At 57.0% G+C, this 16,890-nt stretch carries 12 protein-coding genes; 8 read left to right on the top strand and 4 right to left on the bottom strand.

Annotated features, from left to right (window positions below; all coding sequences use genetic code 11):
• Window positions 1–77 precede the first annotated feature (77 nt).
• The 4 genes from traA (at window position 78) to AC1DCP_RS14720 (ending at window position 8,093) form a co-directional block, all read left to right on the top strand.
• The gene (gene traA, locus AC1DCP_RS14735) at window positions 78–3,776 is read left to right on the top strand and encodes a Ti-type conjugative transfer relaxase TraA (protein WP_476774386.1); all 3,699 of its coding nucleotides are present in this window, start codon (window positions 78–80) and stop codon (window positions 3,774–3,776) included.
• A 296-nt stretch (window positions 3,777–4,072) separates the two neighbouring features.
• Window positions 4,073–4,555: an MgtC/SapB family protein gene (locus AC1DCP_RS14730; RefSeq protein ID WP_333704746.1), complete on the top strand. Its 483-nt coding sequence runs from the start codon at window positions 4,073–4,075 to the stop codon at window positions 4,553–4,555.
• Between the two features lie 313 nt (window positions 4,556–4,868).
• Window positions 4,869–5,966: a hypothetical protein gene (locus tag AC1DCP_RS14725; RefSeq protein WP_236759176.1), complete on the top strand. Its 1,098-nt coding sequence runs from the start codon at window positions 4,869–4,871 to the stop codon at window positions 5,964–5,966.
• A gap of 153 nt (window positions 5,967–6,119) precedes the next feature.
• Window positions 6,120–8,093: a DKNYY domain-containing protein gene (locus AC1DCP_RS14720; RefSeq protein WP_476774385.1), complete on the top strand. Its 1,974-nt coding sequence runs from the start codon at window positions 6,120–6,122 to the stop codon at window positions 8,091–8,093.
• A 40-nt stretch (window positions 8,094–8,133) separates the two neighbouring features.
• Here the strand turns inward: AC1DCP_RS14720 and AC1DCP_RS14715 are convergent, their stop codons facing one another.
• Window positions 8,134–8,934: a hypothetical protein gene (locus AC1DCP_RS14715; protein ID WP_476774384.1), complete on the bottom strand. Its 801-nt coding sequence runs from the start codon at window positions 8,932–8,934 to the stop codon at window positions 8,134–8,136.
• 397 nt (window positions 8,935–9,331) lie between these two features.
• Between AC1DCP_RS14715 and AC1DCP_RS14710 the strand changes: the two genes are divergently transcribed.
• Complete coding sequence (locus AC1DCP_RS14710; RefSeq protein WP_035200485.1) at window positions 9,332–9,610, top strand: hypothetical protein; 279 nt, start codon at window positions 9,332–9,334, stop codon at window positions 9,608–9,610.
• A 428-nt stretch (window positions 9,611–10,038) separates the two neighbouring features.
• On the opposite strand, the gene AC1DCP_RS14705 is transcribed toward AC1DCP_RS14710, so the two are convergent.
• The 3 genes from AC1DCP_RS14705 to AC1DCP_RS14695 form a co-directional block, all read right to left on the bottom strand.
• Window positions 10,039–10,488: a hypothetical protein gene (locus AC1DCP_RS14705; protein ID WP_333704743.1), complete on the bottom strand. Its 450-nt coding sequence runs from the start codon at window positions 10,486–10,488 to the stop codon at window positions 10,039–10,041.
• A gap of 438 nt (window positions 10,489–10,926) precedes the next feature.
• Window positions 10,927–11,679: a hypothetical protein gene (locus AC1DCP_RS14700; protein WP_236742543.1), complete on the bottom strand. Its 753-nt coding sequence runs from the start codon at window positions 11,677–11,679 to the stop codon at window positions 10,927–10,929.
• A 103-nt stretch (window positions 11,680–11,782) separates the two neighbouring features.
• Window positions 11,783–12,250, bottom strand: a complete 468-nt coding sequence (locus tag AC1DCP_RS14695; RefSeq protein ID WP_035200482.1) for an Lrp/AsnC family transcriptional regulator — start codon at window positions 12,248–12,250, stop codon at window positions 11,783–11,785.
• Window positions 12,251–12,370: 120 nt separating this feature from the next.
• Here AC1DCP_RS14695 and AC1DCP_RS14690 point away from each other — a divergent pair, with 120 nt between their 5' ends.
• The 3 genes from AC1DCP_RS14690 (at window position 12,371) to ehuR (ending at window position 16,875) form a co-directional block, all read left to right on the top strand.
• Window positions 12,371–13,849: an NAD-dependent succinate-semialdehyde dehydrogenase gene (locus AC1DCP_RS14690; protein ID WP_476774383.1), complete on the top strand. Its 1,479-nt coding sequence runs from the start codon at window positions 12,371–12,373 to the stop codon at window positions 13,847–13,849.
• 14 nt (window positions 13,850–13,863) lie between these two features.
• Window positions 13,864–15,267: an aspartate aminotransferase family protein gene (locus AC1DCP_RS14685; RefSeq protein WP_112401796.1), complete on the top strand. Its 1,404-nt coding sequence runs from the start codon at window positions 13,864–13,866 to the stop codon at window positions 15,265–15,267.
• Window positions 15,268–15,426: 159 nt separating this feature from the next.
• Window positions 15,427–16,875 (top strand): MocR-like ectoine utilization transcription factor EhuR, encoded by a 1,449-nt coding sequence (gene ehuR, locus AC1DCP_RS14680; protein WP_333704742.1) that lies wholly within the window; start codon window positions 15,427–15,429, stop codon window positions 16,873–16,875.
• Window positions 16,876–16,890 lie beyond the last annotated feature (15 nt).

Below are 16,890 nucleotides of genomic sequence, written 5' to 3'. Positions count from 1 at the left end.
AAACAGACAAGGGCGCACTTACGACTTGCGGCGCGTTTGAGCGTTTGGTCTCCCCGTTTGCGTATCGGAGATTTCGTTTGGCGATTTATCATCTCAGCACCAAACCTGTCTCGCGGTCATCTGGCCGCAGCGCTGTCGCATCCGCCGCCTACCGTTGCGCGGTTCTTCTCGTCAATCAACGCGATGGCCTTGTGCATGACTTCACCCGCAAAGAGGGTGTCGAGCACAGTGAGATCGTGCTGCCGCAAGGCGTGTCTGCCGACTGGGCTTTGGATCGCTCGAAATTGTGGAATGCTGCCGAGTTTGCAGAAAAGCGCAAGGACGCCCGCGTGGCCCGCGAATTCGAAATCGCGCTTCCGCATGAGCTTTCGACAGAAGGGCGACTGAAGGCTGCACAAGCCTTTGCCCAGGATCTGGCAAACCGCTATGGCGCGGCCGTGGATTTTGCAATCCATTCGCCAAGCGAGCATGGTGATATCAGGAACTACCATGCGCATGTGCTGATGACGACGCGACAGGTTGGCAAAGCCGGCCTTGGCGAGAAGACCTGTCTTGAGCACAAGAACGCACGGCTGTTGGCAAACGGCATGGCGACAACCGACATGCAGCTTCGCGATATCCGGCAGTCATGGGAAGGCATCGCCAACCGTGAGCTCCAACGCGAAGGCCTGGATGTTCGCATCGATCATCGCTCGCATGAGGAGCGCGGTCTTGAGTTATCGCCGACCGAACATATGGGCGTGCATGCGTCGCAGATGCGCCAGCAAGGAATGGCCGTCGAGCGCGGGCGGCTGGATGACGAGGCAGCACGGCAAAATGCCGAACTGATCCGCCAAAAACCTGAACAGGTTCTGACGCTGATCAGCCATGAGAAGAGCGTGTTCGATCGACACGATATCGCCAAAACCTTGCATCGCTACATCAACGATGACGCACAGACATTCCAGAACGCCTTTGCGGCTGTCATGGCATCACCAGCGCTCGTGGCGCTTCAGCCTGAGCGCACCGATGCCGAGACAGGCGAAGTGTCCAATGCGCGCTATTCGACGCGGGAGATGATCGACCTGGAACTCGCAATCGCGCGATCGGCGGAACGGTTGCATCAGGCGCATTCCCATGGTGTCGATCCTCGCCATGTCGATCGAGCCATGGAGAGGCAGGATCGCTCTCTTCGGAAAAGCGCTGGCGGACCGTCGGCTGCGAGCGATCCGTCAGCAGGATTGTCGGACGAACAGCGTCATGCGATCGCGCATATTACCGGGCTAGAACGCATCGCGGCTGTGGTCGGGTTTGCCGGCGCTGGCAAGTCCACCATGCTGGCAGCCGCTCGCGAGGCGTGGGAGGCTCAAGGCTATCAGGTCCATGGTGCGGCGCTTAGCGGAAAGGCAGCCGAGGGCCTTGAGGAAAGTTCCGGCATAGAGAGCCGCACCCTGGCGTCATGGTCTTACAGTTGGGACCATGGCCGGGATCTGATCGGCCGCAGTGACGTGTTTGTCATTGACGAGGCCGGCATGGTCGGGAGCCGTCAGCTTGCCCGGTTTATCAGAGAAGCGGAAGAGCGCGGCGCAAAGATCGTTCTTGTCGGCGACCATGAGCAACTCCAGGCAATCGGGGCCGGTGCACCCTTCAGGGCGATTGCCGAGCAGATCGGTCATGTCGAACTTTCCGGGATACGCCGCCAGCGCCATGATTGGCAGAGACAGGCATCGGTTGCCTTTGCGACCCACAAGACGGCCGAGGGCCTCGCCGCCTATCGCGATCACGGCGCCATCCACTTTGCGGAAAGCCGCGACGCGGCGATGGCGCAGATCGTGCGTGATTATCTTGCCGACAGTGAGAAGCGTGCCGATGGCACCCGGGTTGCCATGGCGCATCGCCGCGCCGATGTGCGCGCCCTCAATGCCGTTATCCGTTCTGAACTTCAAAACAGACAAAGGCTCGAACGCGGCCAAGAGTTGAGCGACGGTGTTGACCGGATCATCTTCCTCGAAAACAACCGCGACCTCGGCGTCAAAAACGGCATGCTTGGCACGGTCGAGCATGTGGAGCCAAACAAGATCATCGCCCGGCTCGATGGCCGAGGCGGCGACAGTGTCAGCATTCCGACAGACAGCTACCAGGCGATCGACCACGGTTACGCGACGACGATCCATAAAAACCAGGGGGCGACAGTCGATCGCGCCTTTGTGCTGGCATCCAGTACCATGGACCGGCATCTGACCTATGTTGCCATGACCAGGCACCGCGACAGCGTGCAGCTCTATGCGGACATCAAGGAGTTCACCAATGCGGGCCGGCTGGTTGATCACGGCATCGCGCCCTATGAAAACCATCCGCAATCACGCGAGAGCTACTTTGTGACGCTGGAGAATGACAAGGGCGAGCGGCATACCGTGTGGGGCGTCGATCTCAAGCGGGCCATGCGAGATGCATCGCCAAAGATCGGGGACAGGATTTCCCTGCAGCATGAAGGCGCCACGCCTGTCACGCTTCCGGATGGCACGCAGGCCGAGCGCAATGGGTGGCGTGTCGTCAAGGGTGACGCGTTGGCGTACGAGCAGCTGACAAGCCGCCTGTCGCGTTCCGGCGCGAAGGAAACCACGCTGGATTACATCAGCGCCTTTGCCGAGCTGCGCGGGATCGCAAGCGGCCCGGGGATCGCAAGCGACCGATGGATCGGACAAGAGTTTGGGGTGAGAAGCGGGATCGAACTTGCGTCCGGACGGAATGAGCGTCAAGAGGTCTTGTCCCGTGCGGCCCATCTGCAACGGGAGCAGCAGGACCGGCCATCGGAGCGTCAGCAGGTTTACGAGGAACGTGCCGGTGATCTGGCCGGCCCTGTTCAGCGCGAAGATCCTCGCATTCAGGTCGCCCGGACAATCGATGACGGTCGGCGCGACGACCCGACAGACGATAATAAGGGATATCGCCGCATCCGGTGGTCCGAGGTCATGTCGCAAGACGGCGCCGTCCCTGCCCCCACAGAAACTGTAGTCCAACAATCGCTGATGGAAGCCGGCAAACCAGCTCCACTAGTGCCAGCGATCACGCGTCACGACCACAGCATCGAAGAGGTAGCCCGGGAAAGAGCGATGTCCGTCATCGAGCAGAGATTCGATACGGTGGAAACTCTCGCGCGGCACGTGTTCCGTGACCCGGTCGAGGTCGCGGCAAGACTGCGCACCGCGATGACCGAGAAGGAAGGCAATGGAAAAATCATGGCAAAGGCCATGGCCGGGCAACCAGAGCGGTTCGGGGAACTACGCGGCAAGTCGGGTCTGTTCGGAAACAACAAGGAGCGGAAAGAGGCGCTGCAATATGCCAGGTCTCTCTCTGCCCACATTGGCTACGTCTCCGAGGCATGGGAGCGCCGGCTTGGCGAAGAACACGCGAGCGAACAATGGCAGCGCGAAAAGCGTGATGTCATCGAGGTGCCCGGCCTCACGCCGCGCAGCGCCGAGATGATTGCCAAGGTGGAGAAGATGCCGTTGGAGAAGCGGACCCAGTTTATCGCGGAGCTGCGATCGTCACCTGAGGGCCGAGCCGTGCTCGGTGAGGCCAAGCTGGTGGCCGAAGCGCTCACGCGGCGGTTTGGTAGTTCTGATCCTCGCAGGTTCGCCGAAGAGCTAGCGGCACGCCCGGAACTCGCAATGCAGGCCGAGCACATTCAGATGACCGCCCGTATCGTGAACCGAACGCGCATGGCCGAGCTTAGCCATGACCACGCACTCGGACGGCAGCTTAACCGGTCGCAGGGGCTTGGATTGAGCCGATAGTATGCGCCGACGACAACATTGGCGTCTTTTAATCGGTCACCCCTAAAAGTGAGCCGCCCTTCCAAATTTCCTAGGCGTCCCGATGCACCTATCCCCGTTAAGCGCTCGAGACGGCTTCCCTCAGCAGTTCATCAGGACTGAATCAAACAAGCCGAGCTGTCCGGCGAAACGGGGTACACTCCAGCCTGCCTACAGAGGGCCCCCGAAATTGGGTCACACGAAGCCCAAGTAGCCCAGCGGCCTGCGCCCTGCCCGCCATCCTCGAAGTTAACGAGGATATCCGCACGGGCGGCCAGGTGGTGACGGGGATAGGCTTCCTTGGCGCAGGACTAATTATGCGCGACGGCCTCAACATTCGCGGGTTGAGCACGTCGGCGACAATATGGGCTACGGGAGCGATCGGCGTCCTCGCGGGTTGTGGAGAAATTTTCGAGGCTGCTGAGGCAACGCTTCTGATCTTGCTGATCAACATAACCTCCCCCAGAGCTGTTCTGCTCATCAAGCGCTTTGTTCCACAACACCCAGTCGAGTCACAACGTCGTAGGGTTGAGGTCCGCACGACCACGGAAAGCGAAACCGAGGTCCGGTCGAGTTTGATGAGCCAAACGCGTGACGATCAACTAGCAGTCACATCACTCGCACGCCGCGTCAATTCACTGGATAGGAACATCACCATTGATGTCACTATTTCAGGTGATGACGTTAACGACGAAGTCATGAGCGTTCTTGTGCAACCTCTTAGCTTGCCGCCAAACATTCTTTACTGCACCTTCACGTAGTTTGGAGACGCCACGGCCGGTTCAACGACAACGCCATAGCCGCCATGTTCGCGCACACGAACATCATATTCCCTTGACATCTGTTCTCGGAGATTTTTGAGAGCTGTCACGATTTCGGCCGTCTGGCGCTTTTTCCAATGACGTTTCCATGAGAGTCTTCACCAGTCTAAACTCAGAGGTTGTGTCGCCGTACTTTTCATTGCACGGTTAGGCAGAATTATAATTTTTGATGTTGACCGGGGAGCGGATGGTACACGGAGAGAAATGCCGGTCTTTTGCATGTGTGCTTGTCGCAACTTCGGTCGCCGTTACGATGTTCGCCGGAACCGGTTTTGCACAGGATAACGATAGTGCCGTTCAAAATGCCGTACCGGTGATGAGAAAATTCGATTTCTCAGCGCCAGCCCTCAATCTTGAAGGGACGCTTTCCCCAAATGCTACGGTCGAAACCGTACCAATGAGTCCGACGGAGCCTGGCACAATCGGTAATGTGAAAGTCATCGGAAAAATAACTTCAGATTCGTCCAGTCCGAAAATCGAGACGACCTTTATCGGGTACAATCTGCAGGCGCCATCGGCAGCGTTCCGGATCTGCACTTACCAGGCAGACACTGCTGGATACACAACGCGCGTCTCAAAAGTTGCATCGGACCTGACAGAAGCTATGCTTCTGGGCACCAAGGATCAGAGCGGCGAACCACATAGCGCCCTTATCAGCTATTGCTTCTCTCGCGGGAAGCAGGCGCTGGGCATAAATTTCGTTGCAGATGTCAGCAACGCGGCGGATGCTGACGCGGCTTATGATCTGGTAGTTCGGGCTGACAAGTATGCCGTTGCGTTCATTGACAGCCTCTCATGGGAAAATGGAGAAGAATCAAGCTTTGGGGAGGAGCTGCAATCGGTTCCTGTTCGGATAGGCAACGAGCGGATCGCACTCCGCATCCCGGACCAGTGGGAAATACCGATCAACGATTTTCATGGCGCTTTGCCGGCCGAGTTGCACATGATCCGGCGCAAGGGCGGAAGAGATGTTGGCCTGATATGGCTGCTCGTTCAGGACATGAAGGAAAAACCGGACCTGGAAATGGCCGGAGCCACGATCGTGAGGGATTACTTTGTCAGGCAGACACCTGATGCCCGGCCACCCGCACTGATATCGAGTGAGGAAGACAGTCTGCTTGCAAAACAGGGAATCCCCGCACGCACCTTCCGGTTTTCAGTAACAGACAAAAAAGGTCAGGACAGCGGCGATATAGATGCGACAGTCATATGGCGGAATGGGCGCCTGCATGTACTCACCCTTTGGTCAGCGTGGCCCTCCGCCGCCGATAACAGCAACTTCTTTTCCCGTCTTCCAGCTCTTACTGTCTACGATATCGTGCGACAAGCCATGGTAACAACGCAGCAATAAGGCACGGCGCAGATAAAAAACCAAAGCGCACAAAATGAATAAAAACATCAAACTAGGGTATTTTCTTAAAGTAAAAAAAGCCTGTTTCCTTCTGGTGTTTTGAGCCGCAAAAAATGGCGGAAGATAGACAGGTAAACTGGCTTGGAACCACGGGTGGCATTGACACCACAGATCGGAGCGGACTTGGGCGGAACTAAGCTGATTGAACTTTTCCCACTACCCTATGCCCATTGGTATGCGGCCACTCTTTTTGCCGAGGCCGGATATGCTGCGTCACAGATATTCGAGCGTCTCAACATAGATCCCGCGCGCTGGCAACGGTTCCGAGAGCGCTACAGCCAACTTCATTACGCCAATACAAGTTGGGTTACGGCCGCGTTCAGGCGGGACGGACTTCCCGAACCCGAACAGGATCGGGCGCTTTTCCAGCGTCTGACGGGGAATGACGGCATCGGCCTACCGGTAACAGAACCCTTCAGCATGCGCACAGAGCTTGCGGCATTGCGGCGGGCAGTCGAAGCTAATCCTCGTATCGGCCCCTTCGCCAATGTCGACTGGGTCGCGCATTACATCGGAGAAAGACGATTCCCGACCATCCGCTATATCCACAATGGCCATCAGGTCTATGTGGACGGCGCACCAATCCGCGACCGCAAGGGCGTCCCGTTGTCCGGGGTCGACCCCTTCACCTTTCGACAGCTTGGTGACCGCTGGTTTTGCGACGATAGACATGTCTACGGCCAGGGCGAGACACCAACGAAGCTTTTCTGGTTCTCAGCGCGCGGCGCCGATCCGGACAGCTTCACCGTTCTGAACCAACGTTATGGTGTCGACAAGGCCGCCGGTTATTACATTACCAACTTGCGCCTTCCCACCGAGGAGCCGGGTACATTCGGGATCGTCAGCTATTATTACGGCAGCGGCCAGAAACCGGGCATCCGTATCGAAGAGAGTCACTACGCAAAGGACAGTCGCAAAGTCTATGCTTACGGGGTCGCGATTGAAGGCGCGGATCCGGCCAGTTTCCATTCCATCGGCGACGAAGGCAGATATTTCGCTGACAGGAAGCATGTCTATTGGGAGAAGAGCCTGATTCCCGACGCGGACCGAGAGAGTTTTGTCTGCGCATCAGAAGCAGGTCAGTATCGCGCTTATGACAGCGAGCGGCCGTACTATGCAGGGCAACCTCAATCAGTTTCGGCAGAATTTGAGTCTTGGAGCGGCTATTTCGAGAACCATCCCGAGATTGCCGACAGCTGGTGGCACCGGGAAAAGGCACGCCGTGCGGTAAGAGCGTCTGTGGGGAATGAGCCAGTACCGATCGGCGGTCTCTATTACAGCGATGGACGCAGGATTCTGGTTAGGCCACAGCGTCCGCAGGAAGCCGAATGGGTCTCACTCGATCATTTCGACCACGACAGCTTCCGACACATCGTTGATGTGTTCGGAGAGGATCGGCACGGCCTGCGCTACTTCTTGCCCGGCCTCGAACATTACGGGATGGAGCCCATTAAGAAAGCCGATCCCGCTAGCTTCGAAAAGCTCGACGGCCCATGGTTCAAAGACAAGCAGCAGGCCTATTACATCGACAGTACAGCACCTTTACCAGAGCTTGCTGTCGTCAAAATCGACATGGCGAGCTTCGAGGTTTTGGGCGGCGCCTATGCTCGTGACGCAAAAGGGCTGATCGTGGAAGGTGTGCGCAAGCGCGGCATCGACAATCCCGCAGCGGTGGAATCGCTCGGCTATTCCTTTGCACGGATGGGCGATACCCTGCTTTATCGCGGGAAGCCCATCAACCGGCCCGGCAAGGTCAATCCCGCCACAGCGCGTGGTGTCAACGATCAGCTTCTGATTGATGCGAACGGCGAGATGCTGTTCGGAGGCAGTTATCGCAAAAAGATTCCTGGAATCGATCCAGCCATTCTGCATTTCCTCAACCGTGTATTCGCAGTTGACGCCCGGCATGTTTACGCGATGACCGATACAGGACTGCTGCTCATTGAGGATATTGAACCGGGCGAAGTCGAGCTGGCCGGCCTCTACTCGATCCGGGTGGGTGACACACAGCTCCACGTTTCCGGTGGCATCGTAAGGCGGTTACGACCCGAAGATACAAGTGGATGAGTAATGCCTGAGATCAAAGCTCCCGGCGAGGCTGGGTGCGTCAGTAGTGACGAGCGGCGTGCGGAGGTGCCATGGCGGTGAAACCTGCGCCGTTGAAGTCATGCAGGCGCGAGGAAAACTCAATAGGCATGACATCACCGGATCGGAAGTCGCTTTTTGCCAGCCTATAGAGGCACCCGCCGCGTGCAAACACCAGATCGCCGCCATCCCAGTCTGCCCAATCCGTTTCCGGAAGGTCGACAAGCAATGTTCCGTCCCGGTCATACACGCGGTAGTCCAGTCCGTACCACGCCTTTTGACTGCGACCGATCGAATGAAGAACCATCTGAAGGCTCCGGCCGTTTGCACCCGGTTTTTTCAGGACACGCGGCTTGTTGAAGCTGTAAAAGGTCGAGGCCTTCAGGCCATTTGTTTGTCCCTCACCGGCGTCGATCACACGCCAACCGTCACGCGCAAGTATGTAGCCGCTGATGGGCTCGTCCTCTCCACGTCCCGACAATATACCGCACGGGTCCACTTGCATGCCTCGCTTCAATCGAAAACTTGGAGCGAGCGAGACGCGGTTATCGTCAAACGGATGGTTGAGAAGCAATTTGTTCTCGTCCTCGAAAACACCGCCTCCTCCCCACGCGTCTCCTTTTGGCCAAAGCGTTAGTGCGGTGAAGAATGGCGGCTTCGATATGGCCGTCCAGCTCCCGTAGGGCGGGCGATTTGTGGCCGCGAAGTAGACCAGAAGTTCTCCGGACGGAGAAAGATCGCAGCGTCTCTCGTAGACCCGTCCCTTCAACCATTGACCATGTTCAAAAGTGTCGGTGCGCAAGTCCCAGCGAATGAGCTGCACCAGCCGGCTCGGGCCGCGCCGAAATATGACACCTGTTCTCGCTGACCGTGCCAGGATCGCATACAGCCTCGGTGCAAGTGCCTTCCGAGAAGGATCTACAGTCTGCTTGCCTTTCTCTACAGCCACCTGAGCAACTTTCTTCCGGCACTATCTGATGCCGTCATGTAGGACGTCACATGACAGTTTATCCCTGTGTCCGCATCGAGCTTGCGGAATTCCATCTCTCACCTCTCCGAAATACCGCGCAACACCATTATCAGATACTGGACGAAAAAATCGACATTGCGTAGTTTTAAACAACAACTGCATCCATTGAAGCGATTTGACACTTCGTCTCCCACGATTTGATCCAAACCCGGATACGTCGCCGTTTCAACCGATCGCACAGGAGAAACGCTTGCTGATACTTGAGATCGTCATTTTTTCTGCGGCTCTTATCGCGGTTGGCCTTCTGGCTGTACAACAGACTATCGCGCAGGTTCGGGAGTATAATTTCTACAAGAAGAACGGTGGTGATTTTTCTGTCGACAGCAACATGGATCACGTCAGACTTGACAGATCCATGCACTACAACGACCTCCGCCTCACGAACTGGCAGCGATTTTATCTCTTCCGCCCGGCTTGCATCGCGATGCTCGTCTTTGTTTGGGCTATGATGATAGTCTCCTTGCTTTAACTGAAGCGCCAGGCTTAGGTTGCCCTTGGCATTGCTCGTCGACCAGACTGGTTCGGCAAGCCTCCTGCAGCGCCTCACCGGTGCCAAGACAATGCTATTTTGTTCGGCAAGCGGTCGGAGGCACTAGCGATCTTAGTCATTCGGTTTAGGCCGAGGTCGAAATTCGACGTTCCTGCGTATAGCACTGCGATTGCGCGTGGCCACGCGGGCTGTTCAAAGCCACCTCACGTTAAGCGGATACAAATGCTTCTTCTGGCTCCGCAAATCTGCAAGATGCGCCTAAACGCTGACCTCGAGGTCCAAATCGTTGACCTTCGTGATCGCGGTCGTTCCGCTCTTGGTATAGATGACCTTGGTGCCGGCCAGCGAAAAAATTCCCAGACCCTTCCCGCACATCCGTGATCAGCCCTCAGTGGGTTCGTCCGCCCTTACCCGATCGTATAGTTCGATGCTACGCCGCGAAGATGTGTGACCGTCGCTTGCGACAAAACACCACTGCCCAGATACTCAGCAAAGCTGTATGAGAATATGTCACTTCGTTCTATCGTCTGGACCAGATTGGTATCACCAAAAACAACGAGGTATTCGTGATCCTCCGGCGCCCAGATCGAAAGATCATGACCTGAAAAATGGATCAGAAGGCCATAAGGCGAATTTTCAAACAGTGCATCAAGCACCAACCCGACCGGTCGCGGTGCAAAACGGCGCGGAAGCTGACCGAACTCGTAAGCAGCAAAATCAATCTCGTCACTCCCGATACGCGCGGCCACAAGAGCGACTTCCTCCTCGCTTGGAAATTCGGGATAAATCCTCGCCGCGAAATTTCTGTTTCGAATGGCCTGATGATCCAGCGTGCAATCTTTTCCAATGAAGTCCATAATTAAACCCCAGGTCCGTCATTATAGCGTATCTCGGTCTGACGACCGTTTGGCCTACGTATCTGCAACGTCGGACGACCGTCAGAGCTTCCCGGACGGACGGTAACCTTGCTGCCGTCTTCCAGTTCCCCCGTGCGGCCCGGCCCGTATTGTGTTTCGATACCTTTCTCCTTGCCCGGTTTGGGAGCAGCCCACCGGTGTCCAGCCTTGGCCATCGCACAGCATTCTCCATCTGTCGGCCGAGAATTGTAATAGATTTGCCAACAGCTCATGTTGGGTTCTTATCGCTTTCAGCGCGATGTCACGGCCTGAGCCACCCGCATTGAGCATGCGTACATAGTATTTTTCCACTGGCGCTCGGTGGAATGGAGCGCTAGCCAAATTCCCGCCGGCGTCGATCCGTCGTCAAATTTCACCGGCTTTGTTAAACATGCGGCCTCACCTCCCCTTATAGAATATATGTTGCTTATCCATAGGCACCCAAGGCATGAACGGGTTACTGTCAGGGGAACGCGCACCCGAATAAAATTTCTCGGTCATTTCTACCGACCTCTGCAGTGCATAGCCGGAATCAGGGAAACCGTATTTAGTGGGATTGACCTGCGTATCCCTAGTGATCGAGTTGATGATACGGTCCTGTTCCGCGATACAATCAAGCTGCTTTTGATAGGTATATTCTTCCGACTTCCATTCACGGAAAAATGGATGAACGTTGTAGGCTTGGAATGGGTATTCCTCGCGTTTTGACCGGGACAACTCGTTCCACAGCGAGTACCATTTTTTAACTCGCCAAAAGCCCATCATGGAACCCAGGGACGCGCCAACCAGGGTGGCCTCGGTTTTGACATTGAGGGCCGCCGCCCCTTTGAAAAGATTGCGGGCGTCGGCAAGATAATATGTCCCGACCCCTATTGCCGCATCAACAGAAGCCCCTGAGACCCACCCCATGGTGTAATACAGATCGTTGATACAAAACAAATTGAGAGCGCTCATTCCGTTCTGTTGCGCAGCAAGAAAACAGTAAATTTTCTCAGCGGAATCATACTGGTCTCCCGCTGTCGGGATGTCCGATATGTCCTTTGCGGTTTTCATATCCTCTATCGACTTGAGTTGTTCGGAAGCACCGCCGCCCTGACCGATCCTCATCGACTGCCCGCCGCCGCGTTCAACGCGCTTGGCGGCATTGGACATGCCATAGCCGCGAGGTCTGGATGGGTAGAGAGGTCTCAGGAAACGTTTATCAGCCTCTTCAACCACCCCAGACGTAGTGGCGAGATCTGTGAATCGCAAGTCGTCAAACCTCGATCGGAAAGGAGAATCCGGCCTTTACCCGGTCCATGACGACCATGGTCTTGAAGCCCTTGATATCGTGGTTTTCGTAAAAGAACCGCCGGGTAAAGGCCTCATAGTCCTCCATGTCCTTGGCGGTGATGACCAGAATGAAGTCGGCGTCTCCCGTCACATAATATCCGATCATCACTTCCCGGGTCGCGCGGATGGCCGCCTTGAACCGATCGACAATATCGGCGCGTTCGCGCTCCAGTGAAACGAGCACGATCATGGTAATGCCTCGCCCAACGGCCTTCGGCGACACGATGGCGACATCCGCTTCGATGACGCCATCTTCGCGCAGACGTTTGAGACGCCGCTGGCATGCGGTCGGTGAAAGATTGACGAGTTGCGCCAACTCTTCCGACGTAAGGCGATTGTTTTTTTGAACGGCTTCAAGCAACGCCTTGTCCGCTCTATCGAGAGTATGCATGCACAAATCCTGCGTACGGAACCTAAAATAAGCGAAATTCCGGCTTGAACGATATAATTAACGCAGTCAACCGCTCAATGCGCTTCATTAGTCTCCCTGTAAATCTACCGGGAGCTCCATATGAGAAGTATTGCAAGCACTGCATTAAAAAACCTGCGGCGGCCGGATTTGATCGAGCGCCGCGCTTTTCTCCATGGCAGTTGGGTTGCTCGCGATGAAACGCTCAGTGTCATTGATCCGGCGACCGGAGAAGATCTCATCGGTGTGGCGGCATGCTCGCTTGAGGATGCGGATGATGCCGTCAGCACCGCGAAAAATGCCTTTCTAGAATGGCGCGACAAGCTTCCAACCGAACGCGGGCAGATCTTGCGTGAATGGGGCAAGTTGATGCGCAACAACGCGCATGATCTCGCCGTCATAATGACGGCCGAACAGGGCAAACCACTCTTGGAATCGCTTGGTGAAATTGCTTACGCTGCCAATTTCCTTGATTGGTTTGCCGGCGAAGGCGAGCGCGCCTACGGCGAGACGATACCGAGCCATTTGCCCGACAGTCGTCTCTCGGTCCAGATGCAGCCGCTAGGCGTCACCGTGGCCATCACCCCGTGGAACTTTCCCTCTGCTATGATCACCCGCAAAGCGGGCGCGGCGCTTGCCGCTGGCTGCACAATGATCGTCAAACCCGCGCCTGAAACACCCCTCTCGGCGCTCGCTTTGGCAAAGCTCGCTGAGGAAGCTGAAATGCCCGCCGGCGTATTCCAGGTCATCACCGGTCACGCCGCACCACTTGCGCACCGCCTGTTGCAACACACCGATGTGCGCGCATTTTCCTTTACCGGCTCGACTGAAATCGGTCGTATTTTGCTGGCGCAATCGGCGGCGACCATCAAGAAGGCCTCGCTGGAACTTGGAGGTCACGCGCCCTTCATCCTGTTCGACGACGCCGATGTCTCCAAAGCCGTAAAAGGTTGCATCGGGGCGAAATTCGCAACATCGGGGCAGGACTGCCTCGCTGCCAACCGGATTTACGTCCAGCGAGGTATTTATGACCGCTTCGTCAGTCAGTTCGGCAAGGCAAGTGCCGAACTCAAGGTCGGCCACGGTTTCGAGGCTGGCATCGATATAGGGCCGATGACACGCCCCTCCGTCGCTGAAAAGTGCCGCAAGCAAATCGCGCAGGCCCTCTCTGCCGGTGCACAGCTCATCTGCGGCGGGCAGGACAGTCCGCTCGGCGGCAATTTTGTCACCCCGACCGTGCTGGCCGATGTCACAGACGACATGCTGATCGCGCGGGAGGAGACCTTCGGTCCGGTTGCCGCGATCTTGCCATTCGATGACGAGCGGGAGGTCGTGCGACGCGCCAACTCGACGGAGATGGGGCTTGCGGCCTATCTCTACACCAACGATCTCGGCCGGGCGATGCGTCTGACGCATCAACTGGAATATGGCATGGTAGCCGTCAACACGCCGAAATTTACCGGCGCGCCCGTTCCCTTCGGCGGCTGGAAACAGTCCGGCCTTGGTCGTGAGGGCTCGCGTCATGGTCTCATGGAATATCTCGAACCCAAATATGTCTGCTTCGGCAACTTAGCTGCGTGAAAAGGAACTCGCCTATGACAATCGACGTCAAGAATATTGCGGAAATGGATCGAAACGCCGTTTTGCACCCTTTCACGCAGCTCAAGGATTTTGCTAGCGGCAAACTCGGCGAGCCCACCATTGTCGAAACCGGCAAGGGCATCCGCATTCAGGACGCGCACGGCAAGCAGTTGATCGACGGTTTCGCCGGTCTGTATTGCGTTAATGTCGGTTATGGACGTACCGAGGTGGCTGAGGCGATTTCACGTCAGGCCTACCGCCTTGCCTATTATCATTCCTATGCCGCCCACACGACGGATGAGCTGGCCATCCTTTCCGATCGCCTCGTCAGAATGGCACCAGGCAAAATGAGCAAGGTCTTCTACGGCATGTCAGGGTCAGACGCCAACGAGACACAGGCCAAGCTCGTTTGGTATTACAACAATCTGCGCGGCAAGCCGCACAAGAAAAAAATCATCTCCCGCGAACGGGGATATCACGGCTGCAGCGTGGTTTCCGGCTCAATGACCGGCATGAGTTTTTATCACGACCATATGGACCTTCCACGGGCCGGCATCCTGCACACAGGCGTTCCGCATCACTATTGGGGCGCAGAAGCCGGTGAGACGGAGCTGGAATTTTCGAGGCGGCGCGCGGAAGAGCTGGACGCGCTTATTCTGCGCGAAGGACCGGACACGATTGGTGCATTCATCGCCGAGCCGGTGCTCGGAACGGGCGGTATCACACCGCCGCCGGAAGGTTACTGGCCGGCCATCCAGGAGGTTCTCAAAAAATACGATGTCCTGTTGATTGCCGATGAGGTTATTACCGGCTTCGGCCGCACGGGTTCGATGTTTGGTTCACAGCATTATGGCATCGAGCCGGATCTGATCACCGTCGCTAAAGGCCTGACCTCGGCCTATTTCCCGCTTTCGGGCGCTATCGTCGGGGAGAAAGTCTACAAGGTGATGGAGGAAGGCGCGGATCGCGTCGGCGCCTTCTCCCACGGCTACACCTATTCCGGCCATCCTATCGGAGCGGCGGCTGCAAACGCCGTGCTCGACATCGTCGAAAAGGAAGACCTGCCAGGCAATGCACGAGCCGTTGGGAGCTATTTCCAGGAACAACTGAAGGCGAAGTTCGCTCAGCTTCCGATCGTCGGCGAGGTGCGCGGTGTGGGACTGATGGGCGCTATCGAATTCGTGGCGGACCGGGAAAAAAAGACGCGTTTTGCCCCTCAACTCACGGTGGGTGCACGCGTTTCCAAGGCAGCGCGCAACGGCGGTCTCATAGCACGCGCCATGCCGCATGGCGATATTCTGGGCTTTGCACCGCCGCTCGTTACGACCCGGGAGGAGGTCGACGAGATCATCGCCATTGCTGAAGCCGCTGTGCGCAGTGTCATGGATGATCTTGTCCAGGCCGGCGAGAAAATCTGATCGGCAGCTTCAGTTTTCAACGTCGCAAATGCTGCTCATTTCGACGGCAACTGCGCCTCTTTGCAGCGCAGTTGCCGTCTGCGCTGCATAAGGCTTCATCTTTTCATAGAAGCATGCATAATGTCATGAAATTACCTTCGTCGAAAACGAGACAATTTCATGCGTCGTCAAGCCAATTCACCCAGCCCAGATCCAGTTTCCCCAACGAGACCGGTGGCATGGCGACCGAAGCTAGCTAAGCAGAAAGGCGAAACGAAACATTCCGCACTGACGGAACGCATCATTGCTGATATCGACGCCGGCGTTCTGAAGCCGATGGACCGCATGCCGACACACCGCGATCTGGCCCGCGAACTCGGCCTTTCTGTCCAGACGGTCAGCCTTTCCTACAAGGAGGCGGAGCGCCTTGGTTATCTCAGCGGCGAAATTGGCCGCGGAACCTTCGTGAAGACGCGGGTGACGGAGCGGGCAGGTCGTATGATGCTTGATCACAGCCCAACCGAGGTGCTCGATCTATCCATCATCCGCGGCGTTTACCTCGATGACCATGAAAATGCCTCGCGCGCCATTCTTCGCGAGATGGCCGATGGTGACAATTCTGGCTTCATGCGCCCCTGCCGGCCGGTCGCGGGGCTCGAGAGCCATCGCGAAACGGCCAGAACATGGCTTGGCATGATGGGCGTGACAGCCGGCCCGGAACGCATTCTTGTCACCAATGGCGCGGCGCACGGCATTTTTCTCGCTCTGAGCTGCATTATCCGCTCTAACGACGTGGTGCTCTGTGAAAACCTGACCGACCACGGCATTATCGGCCTGTCTAATATCCTCGGCTTCAGCCTAAAGGGCTTACCCACCGACGAAGAAGGCATTTTGCCCGAAGCGCTGGAGGCCGCCTGCGCAGCCGGGGGTGTCCGCGCTCTGGTGCTCATTCCCACGCTTAACAACCCGACCGGGCATGTGTCGGGCGCAGCGCGAAGGCAGGCCATCGCCGCAATTGCCGAGCGGTACGGCATTTTTGTCATCGAGGACGAGGTCTACCGTCCGATGATCGAGGATAATCTCCCATCCATCACCGAAATGCTGCCTGATCTCGGCTTCTTCGTCACCAGCTTCACCAAGACAGTGTTGACAGGGCTGCGCGTCGGTTATCTCGTCGTGCCACCCGCCTATTCCATCCGCGCCGCCTCTATCCTGCGTGTGTCGAGCTGGAGCGGGACATATCTCACGGCCGAGATCGCTACGCGTTGGGTCGAAAACGGAACGGCACGGCTGCTGCTGGATGTCCAGCGCACCGAGGCCCGTGCGCGGCAGAAAATCGCCATGGACATACTGAGCCACCATATAGGGTCGACCCACCCCCTCTCCCTCTGCGCCTGGCTGAAGGTTCCCCAGCGCTGGACGGAGGACGGCCTGGTGCGCGCGCTCACGAACCAGAACGTCGCGGTAACTCCGTCAGAACCATTTATTGCCGGTCCTAGCCATGGCGGCGGCATTCGCATATGCCTCGGCGGCCGCCTCAATCATGCAAGCCTCGCCAGGGCTTTGACCACTGTGCGGCAGACATTCGAGCAACTGCCGCCGGTCTACGATATCGGGTCAATCGGCTGAGGTTGCCAGCCGAAA

The sequence above is a fragment of the Agrobacterium sp. 10T429 genome (genome assembly GCF_056393925.1).
This window is presented reverse-complemented; position numbering and strand designations above follow the sequence as displayed.